We start from the raw sequence: 11304 nt of genomic DNA, 5'->3' as shown, positions 1-11304 counted from the left end.
GCGTCGGCGGCGGGGTTCGTCAGCAGCCGCTCGACGGCCGCCCGAAGCTGCAGCAAGGTCAGCGAAGCCGCCGAGGAAATGCGCGGTTGCCGATCCATCGTGCGGGGGAGGGAGAGCGCGAAAAGGTCGAGCATCTGATCCCGGACGATCTGGGAGGCCGTCGGGTCCAGGTCCTGGGCATAGGCGGGCAGCGTGGCCATGAACGTCGATGCGATGCCGTTCAACCCCGTGGTGTTGTCGATGGTACAGGCCGTGTGGTGTGTCGTTGCCCCCACACGATCCTCCAGAAGGCGCCGCGACACGCTCATGATGAGCATGCGCGAATTGTCTTCGAAGCTGCCGTCATAGGGCAATCGCGGGTCGAGCAGCGTCACGCTACCCGGCCTGAGATGAGCCAAGCGCCCCTCCTGCCTCACCGTCGCCTTGCCATCGATCTGGCGACAGATGAAAAGATTCCCGTCGTCGGCCCTCGCGGCCTGGGCGGCCGTGTGATCGACGACCATCTGGGAATTCTCGAACACGATGATATCGACGTCGGCGATGGCGCCCAACTGGATTTCGGCGCGGAAGGCCTGAGGACGATCCGTCACGGAGTCATGATCCGCGATGTTTTCGCAGGCGACATCGCGCCAGTAGCTGAAGCGGTCGCGTGGATGAACATCCGCTGTTGTGAAAATCGTCTTCAATCGTGCCCTGCTCAAAGCGAATCAAAATACCGGCTTGGCTGATCTTCCAAATGCCCGCGTGGCCGGTTTTGCAAAATGCCGGCGTAGCCGATTTTCAAAGCCGGGAGGGCCGATACAGGCCATTTTCTGGGCGTAAGATGAAGGCCTTGCTCGCGGCGGTCAACTTGCGTTGATGCAATGCACGTATGAATTTCCTGGGGAGACGCTCGTGTATCAGTCGTGCAAGCGCAGTATAAGCATATGCAACAACTTCGGCAACCTGCAGATTTGTTGTCGTCTTGTCCCGTTTTACGATGCGATACTGGCGCAAAGCGGGCTGGGCGTGACGCAGGTCGCGCACCTGCAACGGATGCGACAATTAGGCCGCCGGTCGATCGCCGAGCTTGCAGACCTTGCCGAACTTGATCGTGCGGCCTTGTCGCAAATCTTGCGCCCTCTGCTGCATGCGGACGTTATCGAGATGGCACCCAGCCGCAGCGATCCGTCGGTCAAACACCTCGGCATCACTGAAAAAGGCGAGGTCCAGCTCAGGCATGCCGAGAGGTTGTGGCGCGACGCGCAAGCCCGGTGCGACACGATCGAGGACAGCGGACAGGCGTCGATGCTGCGCGCCGTGTTCGACGCCATGGCCTCGTCCGAGGCCCCGCAGCGAGCGAACGTCGCGGCATGACGATCTGACGCTCTCTTTTCAGAGAAGCGCTATCGCGACAGCCGGATCAGCAGCGCTTCATCGGGGTGCAGCACGACCTCGCCCGCGACACGTTCGTCCGCACGATCGAGGTGGGTCGACAGGAGGACGCTGCCGTCGTCGATCGCCACGCGCTGCTCATCGTGGCCGAGGTTCAGCAGGACAGCGATCCGTTCGCTGCCGTGGCGCCGCTCGTAGGTCAGCACGGCACTCTGCGCTTTGACGAGAGCGATCGCGCCGTCGATCAGCGCGGGATGGCTGCGGCGCAGGGCGATCAGACGCTTGTACAGCGCCAGGATCGATCCGGCATCGACGCGCTGTGCCGCCACGTTGACGGTCGCATGATCCGGCCCCAATGGCAGCCACGGCGTTCCCGTCGTAAACCCGCCCTGCACGGATGCATCCCACGGCATCGGCGTGCGCTCGGGGTCGCGGCCGAGCCCGAGGCCGGGCTGGTTCTTTTCCGCGGGGTCCTGGACCCTATCCGGCGGGATCGGCACGTCGACCATGCCGATTTCCTCGCCATAATAGATCGTCGGCGTCCCGCGCAACGTCAGCAGCAGCGTCGCGGCGACGCGCGCCTGGGCTTGCCCGATCCGCGAGCCGATGCGCGACTGGTCGTGGTTGCTCAGCACCCAGTTCGGCCAGGCGCCTTCGGGCAGGGCGGTCTCGTAGTCATCGATGATTTTCGCGATGCCCGCGGCGTGCCAGGGCGCATTGATGAGCTGGAAATTGAACGGCATCTGCGCGCCCTTGAGGTCGCGGCCGTAATAGGCGACGAGCCGGTCGACGGGCAGATAGATCTCGCCGATCAGCAAGCGGTCGCCGGCAAAGCTGTCGAGGATCGCGCGCATCTCCTGGATGATGCCCTGCGTCTCCGGCCGGTCGGAATCGTAGATCGACAGCAGCTTGTCGCGCGAGGTCTGGCCTTCGCGATAGGCGGGGTTCGGCGGGTTGTCGCGGAACTGGTCGTCCTTGATCAGCAGCCACACGACATCGACGCGAAACCCGTCGACGCCGCGCTCCAGCCAGAAATGCAACACGTCGTACATCGCCGTCCGCAGGTCCGGATTGCGCCAGTTGAGGTCGGGCTGCGCGGCCAGAAAACTGTGCAGGTAATACTGCCCGGTGTGGGCGTCCCACTCCCAGGCGCCGCCGCCGAAATGGCTGAGCCAGTTGTTCGGCGGCCCGCCGCCCGGTGCCGGATCGCGCCAGATGTACCAGTCGCGTTTCGGGTTCGTCCGCGACGATCGGCTCTCGAGAAACCAGGGATGCTGGTCGGAGCTGTGGTTCGGCACGAAATCGAGGATGAGCTTCAGGCCGCGGGCGTGGATGGCGGTCGTCAGCGCATCGAAGTCGGCGAGCGTGCCGAAGCGCGGATCGATGCCGCAGTAGTCGGCGACGTCATAGCCGAAGTCCGCCATCGGCGAGGGATAGACCGGCGACAGCCACACCGCATCGACGCCGAGGCCGACGAGATGATCGAGCCGCGTCGCGATGCCTTTCAGGTCGCCGAGCCCGTCGCCGTCGCTGTCCTGGAAGGAGCGGGGATAGACCTGGTAGATGATGGCGCGCTGCCACCACGGCGTTGCGGTCCGGCTCTGCAGCATTCCGTCGTCGCGAGTCATAGGCTCTCCCACCTTCGGCATAGACTCTCCGGCCAGATGTCGGGCATCACTGTCAAGGCCTGATGCCTGGAGACCGCCCGTGATCGACGACCTCTGGTACAAGAACGCCGTCATCTATTGTCTGTCCGTCGGCACCTTCATGGATGCCAACGGCGATGGCGTCGGCGATTTTAAGGGCCTGCTGCGACGGCTCGACTACATCCAGGGGCTCGGCGTCACCGCGATCTGGCTGATGCCGTTCCAGACCTCGCCGGGGCGCGACGACGGCTACGACGTGGCCGACTATTACGGCGTCGATCCGCGCTACGGCACGCTCGGGGACTTCGTCGAGTTCACCCATGGCTGCAAGCAGCGCGGTCTGCGCGTGCTCATCGATCTGGTGGTCAACCATACCTCCGACCAGCATCCCTGGTTCCAGGCGGCGCGGAAGGACCCGAAGTCGCCGTTCCGCGACTGGTACGTCTGGTCGAAGACCAAGCCTGCCGACGCCGATGCCGGCGTGGTGTTCCCCGGCGTGCAGAAATCGACCTGGACGCGCGATCCCGTGGCCAAGGAATATTACTTCCACCGCTTCTACGAGTTCCAGCCCGACCTCAACACGGCGAACCCGCACGTCCAGGCCGAAATCCTCAAAATCATGGGGTTCTGGCTGCAGCTCGGCGTCAGCGGCTTCCGCATGGACGCGGTGCCCTTCGTCATCGCCACCAAGGGCGCCGACGTCACCACGCCGGCCGAGCAATACGACATGCTGCGGATGTTCCGCGAGTTCCTGCAGTGGCGCACCGGCGACGCCATCATTCTGGGCGAAGCCAACGTCCTGCCGAAGACCGACATGGACTATTTCGGTGTTGCCGGCGAACGGCTGCAGATGATGTTCAACTTTCAGGTCAACCAGAACCTGTTCTACGCGATGGCTTCGGGCGATACGGGGCCGCTGACCAAGGCGCTGGAGAAGACCGAGCCGCGGCCGGCGACCTCGCAATGGGGCCTGTTCCTGCGCAACCACGACGAACTCGATCTCGGGCGGCTGACGCCCAAGCAGCGGCAGACCGTGTTCGACGCCTTCGGGCCGGACAAGAGCATGCAGCTTTACGATCGCGGCATCCGACGGCGGCTCGCGCCGATGCTGCAGGGCGACCGCCGCCGACTGGAAATGGCCTACAGCCTGATGATGACGCTGCCGGGCACGCCGGTGCTGCGCTACGGCGACGAGATCGCGATGGGCGACGACCTGAGCCTGCCGGAGCGCACCTGCGCGCGCACGCCGATGCAATGGTCGACCGAGCCGCACGGCGGCTTCACGGCCGCGGACACGCCGGTCACCCCGGTGATCACCGACGGCGCCTACGGCTACAAGCACGTCAACGTCGCCGACCAGCGCCGCGACCCGCAGTCGCTGCTGAACTGGATGGAGCGCATCATCCGCATGCGCAAGGAGCTGCCGGAGATCGCCTGGGGCGACTTTACGGTTGTCCCGACCGGGGCGCCGGAGGTGCTGGCGCTGCGCTACGACTGGCGCAACAATTCGGTGCTTGTGGTCCACAATTTCGGCGCAACGTCACGGGAGATCCAGCTGCCGTCCGGCGCCGGCGCCGGCGAAAGCGTGCTGCTCGTCAACCTGCTGTCCCAGGACCACAGTCCGCCCGACGCCAAGGGCCGGCACTGCATCCTGCTGGAGCCTTACGGCTACCGCTGGTTCCGCGTCGGCGGGCTGGATTATATTTTGCGGCGCAGCGATGTGTGACCGCCGTGTTTGATGAGTTGCGGCACTAGCCCCGCGGGGCCGCAGCGCGCTGCAACCGGTCGATGATCGCCGCGCCGAGGCCGCTTTGCGGGATCGGCGCCACGGCGATCGTCACAGGGTTCCGCGCATCGAGCGCGCGGAGATAGCGATACAAGTTGGCCGCAGCCTCGCGCGTGTCGCCCGTTGGCGAGAGATCCAGGCTGCCATCGCCAAACGTCGCGGCAAAATCGAGCCCTATCTCGCCAGCCTTCAAGGAAGTCGCGTCGAGCCGCATCGCGGCGTTGGGCGCGTAATGCGAAGCCAGCATGCCGGGCGCCTGGATGCCGGCTGCGACGGCCTTATCAAGAGGCCGACCGAGCAGCGCCTCGATGTCGGCTACCGAAAGACCGCCCGGCCGCAGCAGCGTCACCACGCCATCCAGGCAGGCCAAAATCGTCGACTCGACGCCGACCTGCGACGGCCCGCCGTCGAGGATGAGGTCGACGGCGTCGCCGAGATCCCCAGACACATGGCTGGCGTCCGTCGGGCTGATGTGGCCGGAGCGATTGGCGGAGGGCGCCGCGATCGGCCGCCCCGCGGCCTCGAGCAAAGCCAGCGCGACGGGGTGAGACGGCACGCGCAGCCCGACGCTCGGCAAGCCCGCGCAGGCGAGATCGCAGGCGGTGCCGCTGGCGTGACGCGGCAAAACCAAGGTGAGGGGCCCCGGCCAGAACGCCGCGGCGAGCCGCGTGGCGTCGCCGGTAAAAATCCCTTCTGCCTCGGCCGCCGCCTGTGAGGCGACGTGGGCGATCAGCGGATTGAACTGCGGACGTCCCTTGGCGGCATAAATGCCGGCGACCGCTTCGGGCGCCGTCGCGTCGGCGCCGAGGCCGTAGACCGTCTCCGTCGGAAACGCGACGAGTTTTCCCGCCCGCAACAATGCGGCGGCGCGTAAAATATCGTCGGGGGTGACGCCGCCGTGACGAGCGCCCGGCGGGTTTGCAGACAGCATAGCTTCGATCCAACGCTGGAAGCCGCTACGTGGCCTTGGCGACGCGCCCGGTCAACCGCCGCGCGAACGAATGCTGTTCAGCCGTGGTTGAGCGTCGCGGCGCGGGCCATCAGGTCGTCGGTGCGCTCCTGCACGGCGTCGGTGCCGGTGACCGTGCCGTGGTTGACGAGCATCGTCGCCTTGTCGAGCGCTTCGCGGATGTTGGCGCCCGCGCGTTCGCAGATGATCGCCAGCGATTCGCCCTGGTCGTCGGGCTGCGCCTTGAACTTGCGGCGCACGGCGGCAACGGAGCCGGTCGCGCGGCGGTCGAGATCATCGATGATGGTTTCGAAGTCGCGGCGCGATCGGGCGTCGAGCTGCTTGTAGGCGGCGAGCGCGGCGGCGCTGCCGGGCAGCGTCGAGGACTCGAAGTAGTCGAGGTAGCTCTTCGGCCGCCATGCCATGATGTCTTCGATCAGCTCCGGCACGTTGGGGAGTTGCTCGACGAGCATGACGATTTCGTTGAACAGATTGAGGTAGTCGTTGGCGAGGCCGGAGGCGGGGTTGATCAGGGCGCTGGCACGCTGCGCGCGCAAGGTCGCGGCCAACTGCTGCGATGTCTTGAGAGTCGCTCGTTCGTCCTCAGATAGAAAACTCATCGCCCGCCCAAGCCTTTTTGACCTTAACCTTCTAGATCAGACCGCGTGAAGATTCAGTTAGTTTGCCGGCAAAAAGCCAAACTTTCGACTTGAGTGTTCCGTTTGGGAACGCTCACCGGGTCCCACGCCGGCCGACCGGTGGTCTGGCAGACGCTCGCGACAGGAAACAAGCCGATGTGCGGCCGATACGCAATCACGTTGCCGCCGGAAGCGATGCGTCAGCTTTTCGCCTATGCCGAGCAGCCGAACTTTCCGCCGCGCTACAACATCGCGCCGACCCAGCCGATTCCCATCGTTCGCGCGGTGCGGCAGAACGGCGTCGCCTCCCGCCATTTCAGCTTGGCACGCTGGGCATTCCTGCCGGGTTTCGTTAAGGATCCCAAAACCTTCGCCCTGATTTTTAACGCGCGCAGCGAAGGTCTTGGGGAGAAGCCGAGCTTCCGCAATGCGCTGCGCCGGCGGCGCTGCCTGATGCCCGCGGATTGTTTCTACGAGTGGCAGCGCTTCGGCAGCGGCAAGGGCGCGGTGTCGCAGCCCTTCCTCTTCAAAAGAGCGGACGGTGCGCCGCTGGCGCTGGCCGGGCTATGGGAGACGTGGGCGGGCCCCAATGGCGAGGAGGTCGATACCGCCTGCATCATCACCACCGACGCGAACGGCGCGACGAGTGCGATCCATCCGCGCCTGCCGGCGATCATCGAACCGGCAGAATTCGATCTTTGGCTGGAGACGGACGAGACCTATGCCGATGAAGCGGCGGCGCTGCTGCGACCGCCCGGCAACGATGTGCTGACGTTCTTCGCCATCGGCGACGCCGTGAACAAGGTGGCCAACGATGGGCCGGCGGTCCAGTTGCCGTTGGCGGCGCAGCCGGTCGTGCCGCGCCGGGAGCCCGAACCGCCGCTGCAGCCGAGCCTGTTCTAGTTTCGCGCGATGATCTCGTCCTCGCCGGCGAAGCGTCGCGCCATGCGGGCGGGGTTGCCGCACTTGCGGACAAGGCGCGCGGGGGTGGCGGCGGTGCGCGGCTGTGCCGGCAGGATCACCACGCCGGCTTCGACGACGACCGGCTTGTCCAGAACCGCCGCCCACGCCTTGGCGGCTATAGTGACTTCCTTGCCGTCGCCGGAGGCCAGCACGACGTCGAGGTCGCTGTCGCTTCCGTGGGACAAAGTGAGGGTCGCCGAGCCGCTCGGCGCGCGCACGCGGATCGTCACGGCCGCATAATTCGCCACCGGCACCGCGATGCACATCTTGATGCCGTCGACGATGCGCTCGATCGAGACCTGCGTCATGCTCATGTGGATGGTGCGGCGGCGATGATCGGCGCGCGCGTCGAAGGCATGGCGGGTCACGGTGAAGGACTGTCGCGCGAGGTCGGTCATGGCCGCTTGGTCTCCGAGGATCTGGTCGTTGGCGGGACGATGCCCCGACGCGGGCTCGAAATCTCCTAAGCGAAGCGGTGAATCACGCGTAAATCGCGGAATATGCTCGGCTTTTCCCCGCCATGCTTTTCGCAAGGACACCGGAACCGGTAAAATTCGATGCATTCCGACGACCAGCGCTTGATCTCGCCGGTCGCGCCCCGCAGATTGCGGCCGGGCCGTCCGGTCCGGTTTTTCCTTGCCTTAGGGTCCCGTCATGCTCGCGCACTTCGCCCTGTCCATCATCGATGCCAAGACCATCGCCGCTGCGGCGCGGTCCGAAGCGGAAAAGAACGGCTGGACCGTCGTGATCGCCATCGTCGATGACGGCGGCCACCTCGTCTACCTCGAGCGGATGGACGGCACGCAGAAAGCATCCTGCGTCGTGGCGCAGGAAAAGGCGCGAACCGCGATCATGTTCAAGCGTCCGACCGTGGCGATGGAGAAAGTGATCGCCGACGGTCGCGTCGCGATGCTGTCGCTGCTCGGCGTGACCTTCGTCGAAGGCGGCCTGCCGATCATTCATGAAGGACACTTCGTCGGCGCCATCGGCGTGTCGGGCGTCCAGTCGTCGCAGGACGGCCTGATCGCCAAGGCCGGGATCGACGCGCTCGCCGCCGCGTAGCCTCGTCGCCCGGCGCGGCTTGATGACGGCGGCAACGCCCGCTACGACACCTGGGTCTCCTTCAGAAATGGCGCCTGCGATTGGCCGTGACTCCGAATGACCTCGCCACGCTTCCGCGCCTCCAGGCCATCGTCGCCGAGGCCGGCGCGATCGGGCGCGGCTACTTCAGGGCGGGCGACCAGACCGACGCCAAGGTGACCTGGAAGGGTGACGGATCGCCGGTCACCGAGGCCGATTTCGCGGTCAACGCGTTTCTCGAGACGCAGCTGCGCGCGCTGTGGCCGGATGCCGCGTGGCTGTCGGAGGAAAGCGTCGACAACCCCGCGCGGCTTGGCGCCGCCCGGGTCATCATCGTCGACCCGATCGACGGCACCCGCGGCTTTGCCCGGGGCGACAGCAACTGGTGCGTGGCCGTGGCGCTGGTCGAGCACGGGCGGCCGGTGCTCGGCATCGTCCATGCCCCGGTCATCGCGGAAACCTATGTCGCCGCCCTCGGCCAGGGCGCCACGCTGAACGACGTGGCCCTGCGCGTCGGCGATAGGACGGCATTGCGCCCGGACATGCGGATCTCGGCCCCGATGTCGCTGGCCGATGCGATGCGCAAGGCTGGCGTCGAGCTCGATTTCCGGCCCAAGATCGCATCCCTGGCGTTGCGCATCACCAATGTCGCGGCCTGCCGCTACGATTGCTGTTTCGCGACGAAGGATTCCAACGACTGGGATCTTGCCGCCGCCGATCTCATCCTGCAGGAGTCGGGCGGCATCCTTGCCGGTATCGACGGCCAGCCGCTGGTCTATAATCGCATGGATACGCGGCACGGCGTGCTCACCGCGACGGCGCGTCGCCTGCAACCCGCGTTTCTCGAAGCCATCACCCGCACCAACATGGCGCGGCGCTAACATCCATAAAGATCCGAGACCAAGACATGACCCAGCCCCCTAAACAACTGCTCCACCTCGTTTTCGGCGGTGAGCTGGAGGAACTCGATTCGACGCAGTTCCGCGACCTCGCCGAGATCGACGTCGTCGGCCTCTACCCCAGCTACGCCACCGCCTATGCCGCCTGGCGGCAAAAGGCGCAGTCGAGCGTCGACAACGCCAACATGCGCTACTTCATCGCCCATCTTCACCGTCTCCTCGACCCCGCGTCCTAAAAGGCGCGCTGCGGCGTGCGTGCGATGCGATCCCCGACGAGCGCGCTGCTTCTGCCGATCTACTGGGTCGCGTGCAAGGGACTGGGCTTCGTCCTGCCGCCGGTGCTCCAATGGCGCAGCCGCAAGAGTCGCGAAGCGCGGGGCCGCTGCCGCGAACGCATGGGATGGCCGAGCCGGCCGCGCCCCGAGGGACGCCTCGCCTGGCTGCAAAGCGAAACCAGCGCCGACGCCATCGCCTTGCTGCCTTTGCTCGATCAGCTGACTTTGCGCGGCTTCGAGGTCCTGGTCTCGACACGCAGTCTCGCTGCGGCCAAGGCGGTCAAGGCGCGTCTGCCCGCGGGATCGTTTCACCATTACATGCCGCTCGACGTTCCCCGTTTCGTCGCGCGCTTCCTCGACCACTGGCGTCCGGATCTGGTTCTGGTGGCCGGCTCGACCCTCTGGCCTAATCTTCTCGACGCGCTCGACCGGCGGGCGCTGCCGCTCGTGCTGGTCGATGCGCATCTGTCCGACCGCGCGTTCGCGCGCTGGTGCCGGGTGCCGGCGCTCGCCGCGTCGCTGATGCAGCGCATCGATCTCTGCCTGGCGCGAAGCACGGCGGATGCCGAACGGCTTGCCGCGCTCGGAACGCGCTTCGTTCAGGTCGCGGGCGACCCCGTCCTCGATGCGCCGGCGCCCACGGCGGATCCGCTGGCCGTCAGCACGCTCGCGGGGCGGATCGGCGCGCGGCCGGTCTGGGTGGCGGCGCTGACGCATGTCGACGAGGACGACCTGATCCTTGGCGTCCATGAGCAGCTTCTCGAACGCTATACCGATCTGGTGACGATTCTGGTGCCGCGTCAGGCTGCGCACGGACCGACGCTCGCCGCGCGGGCCGCGGCGCGCGTCCTGTCGGTCGCCCTGCATTCGCGCGGCGGCGTGCCGGCGCATCTGCCCTGCCTCTATATCGTCGACGACCTGCGTGAGCTCGGCGTGGGCTATCGCGCGGCGGGCCTCGTGTTCCTGGGCCGCTCGCTGAGCGATCCCGGCGGCGGCCGCAATCCGGTCGACGCGGCGAAACTCGGCTGCGCGATCCTCCACGGCCCCAATGTCGAAGCGTTCGAGTCGATCTATGGCGTGCTCGATGCCGCCGAAGGCGCGGCGCGCGTCGACGATGCCGACCTTCTCGTGCGGGTCCTGTCGCTACTCTTCGAGGACGGCGCAAAGCTGCGGCTGATGCAGCGCCACGCCGCGCAGGCGATCGACCAGCGCGCCGGCGCCACCGCGCGGATCATGCAGGCGCTGGAGCCGCACATCGTCCAGATCGAACTCGATACGCGAAAGGTGCGGTAGGGCAGAAATCAATCGGAACGGAAGACCCTGGCCGAGGCCGGCGGTCGTCGCGGCAGCGTCCTTCGACACGGTTGCGAACGATCACAGTGGCGTTCGGACCGCCTCCGATCAAAGGCCGGCTTCGATTGAACCCACACGATCGGCCGCCTGCCGGCTGGTGCGCATGCGCCGCTTCTTGCGCCGGTCAAGATAAAGCAGCCAGCCGGTTACGGGGAACAAAGGCAGCGTCGCTGTCGACAAAACCATGACGATCCGGCCGGTCAGCCCGAAATAGGCGCCCTCATGAAGCGAAAGCCACGTGCCGGTGAGAGACTGGCCGATCGGTTTGTCCGCGTACTTTTCGGTCTTCAAGATCTGGCCGCCGTCGGCCGCCACGAGGTACTCGTCATAGGCCTGGTCGT

The 11304-nt window shown here is 66.2% G+C and carries 13 protein-coding genes and 1 pseudogene; 8 read left to right on the top strand and 6 right to left on the bottom strand.

What is annotated here, in order from left to right:
- Positions 1-590: pseudogene (locus GSQ79_RS13420) on the bottom strand (hypothetical protein); the annotation flags it as partial.
- On the opposite strand from GSQ79_RS13420, the gene GSQ79_RS29545 reads away from it, so the two are divergent.
- Both GSQ79_RS29545 and GSQ79_RS13415 read left to right on the top strand, forming a co-directional pair.
- Complete coding sequence (locus GSQ79_RS29545; protein WP_246725320.1) at positions 489-728, top strand: hypothetical protein; 240 nt, start codon at positions 489-491, stop codon at positions 726-728. The pseudogene GSQ79_RS13420 and the gene GSQ79_RS29545 overlap by 102 nt on opposite strands.
- 166 nt (positions 729-894) lie before the next feature.
- Entirely contained in the window at positions 895-1356 is a 462-nt protein-coding gene (locus GSQ79_RS13415; protein WP_158809209.1) for a MarR family winged helix-turn-helix transcriptional regulator, read from the top strand.
- 29 nt (positions 1357-1385) lie between these two features.
- Here GSQ79_RS13415 and GSQ79_RS13410 read toward each other — a convergent pair whose 3' ends face one another.
- Complete coding sequence (locus GSQ79_RS13410; RefSeq protein ID WP_246725319.1) at positions 1386-3002, bottom strand: alpha-amylase family glycosyl hydrolase; 1617 nt, start codon at positions 3000-3002, stop codon at positions 1386-1388.
- A 79-nt stretch (positions 3003-3081) separates the two neighbouring features.
- Between GSQ79_RS13410 and GSQ79_RS13405 the strand changes: the two genes are divergently transcribed.
- Positions 3082-4746 (top strand): alpha-amylase family protein, encoded by a 1665-nt coding sequence (locus GSQ79_RS13405; RefSeq protein WP_158809208.1) that lies wholly within the window; start codon positions 3082-3084, stop codon positions 4744-4746.
- A 25-nt stretch (positions 4747-4771) separates the two neighbouring features.
- Here the strand turns inward: GSQ79_RS13405 and GSQ79_RS13400 are convergent, their stop codons facing one another.
- Together GSQ79_RS13400 and GSQ79_RS13395 are read right to left on the bottom strand one after the other, a co-directional pair.
- Positions 4772-5737: an L-threonylcarbamoyladenylate synthase gene (locus GSQ79_RS13400; RefSeq protein ID WP_158809207.1), complete on the bottom strand. Its 966-nt coding sequence runs from the start codon at positions 5735-5737 to the stop codon at positions 4772-4774.
- Between the two features lie 77 nt (positions 5738-5814).
- Complete coding sequence (locus GSQ79_RS13395) at positions 5815-6375, bottom strand: hypothetical protein (protein WP_158809206.1); 561 nt, start codon at positions 6373-6375, stop codon at positions 5815-5817.
- Positions 6376-6549: 174 nt separating this feature from the next.
- On the opposite strand from GSQ79_RS13395, the gene GSQ79_RS13390 reads away from it, so the two are divergent.
- Positions 6550-7296, top strand: coding sequence for an SOS response-associated peptidase (locus GSQ79_RS13390; protein ID WP_158809205.1), 747 nt, complete (start codon positions 6550-6552; stop codon positions 7294-7296).
- On the opposite strand, the gene GSQ79_RS13385 is transcribed toward GSQ79_RS13390, so the two are convergent.
- Positions 7293-7754 (bottom strand): hypothetical protein, encoded by a 462-nt coding sequence (locus GSQ79_RS13385; protein WP_158809204.1) that lies wholly within the window; start codon positions 7752-7754, stop codon positions 7293-7295. The two genes, GSQ79_RS13390 and GSQ79_RS13385, sit on opposite strands and share 4 nt — an antisense overlap.
- A gap of 256 nt (positions 7755-8010) precedes the next feature.
- Here GSQ79_RS13385 and GSQ79_RS13380 point away from each other — a divergent pair, with 256 nt between their 5' ends.
- The 4 genes from GSQ79_RS13380 (at position 8011) to GSQ79_RS13365 (ending at position 10903) form a co-directional block, all read left to right on the top strand.
- Positions 8011-8418, top strand: coding sequence for a heme-binding protein (locus tag GSQ79_RS13380; RefSeq protein WP_158809203.1), 408 nt, complete (start codon positions 8011-8013; stop codon positions 8416-8418).
- An 86-nt stretch (positions 8419-8504) separates the two neighbouring features.
- Positions 8505-9317: a 3'(2'),5'-bisphosphate nucleotidase CysQ gene (locus tag GSQ79_RS13375; RefSeq protein WP_246725318.1), complete on the top strand. Its 813-nt coding sequence runs from the start codon at positions 8505-8507 to the stop codon at positions 9315-9317.
- A gap of 26 nt (positions 9318-9343) precedes the next feature.
- Complete coding sequence (locus GSQ79_RS13370) at positions 9344-9571, top strand: DUF4170 domain-containing protein (RefSeq protein ID WP_158809201.1); 228 nt, start codon at positions 9344-9346, stop codon at positions 9569-9571.
- 24 nt (positions 9572-9595) lie between these two features.
- Positions 9596-10903, top strand: a complete 1308-nt coding sequence (locus GSQ79_RS13365; RefSeq protein WP_158809200.1) for a 3-deoxy-D-manno-octulosonic acid transferase — start codon at positions 9596-9598, stop codon at positions 10901-10903.
- A 108-nt stretch (positions 10904-11011) separates the two neighbouring features.
- Here the strand turns inward: GSQ79_RS13365 and GSQ79_RS13360 are convergent.
- A partial coding sequence (locus GSQ79_RS13360; protein ID WP_174243212.1) for a PepSY domain-containing protein occupies positions 11012-11304 on the bottom strand: 293 nt, incomplete at its 5' end.

The organism is Beijerinckia sp. L45 (assembly GCF_009765775.1).
In the GTDB taxonomy this organism is placed as follows: Bacteria; Pseudomonadota; Alphaproteobacteria; order Rhizobiales; family Beijerinckiaceae; genus RH-AL1.
The sequence above is the reverse complement of the archived record's forward strand: the minus strand, read 5'-3'. Positions and strand labels throughout refer to the sequence as shown.

Excerpts from the sequence above, each read along its gene's own strand:
- GSQ79_RS13410 (WP_246725319.1), bottom strand. The coding sequence starts at position 3,002 with ATGACTCGCGACGACGGAATGCTGCAGAGCCGGACCGCAACGCCGTGG.
- GSQ79_RS13400 (WP_158809207.1), bottom strand. The coding sequence starts at position 5,737 with ATGCTGTCTGCAAACCCGCCGGGCGCTCGTCACGGCGGCGTCACCCCC.
- GSQ79_RS13395 (WP_158809206.1), bottom strand. The coding sequence starts at position 6,375 with ATGAGTTTTCTATCTGAGGACGAACGAGCGACTCTCAAGACATCGCAG.
- GSQ79_RS13390 (WP_158809205.1), top strand. The coding sequence starts at position 6,550 with ATGTGCGGCCGATACGCAATCACGTTGCCGCCGGAAGCGATGCGTCAG.
- GSQ79_RS13385 (WP_158809204.1), bottom strand. The coding sequence starts at position 7,754 with ATGACCGACCTCGCGCGACAGTCCTTCACCGTGACCCGCCATGCCTTC.
- GSQ79_RS13380 (WP_158809203.1), top strand. The coding sequence starts at position 8,011 with ATGCTCGCGCACTTCGCCCTGTCCATCATCGATGCCAAGACCATCGCC.
- GSQ79_RS13370 (WP_158809201.1), top strand. The coding sequence starts at position 9,344 with ATGACCCAGCCCCCTAAACAACTGCTCCACCTCGTTTTCGGCGGTGAG.
- GSQ79_RS13365 (WP_158809200.1), top strand. The coding sequence starts at position 9,596 with ATGCGATCCCCGACGAGCGCGCTGCTTCTGCCGATCTACTGGGTCGCG.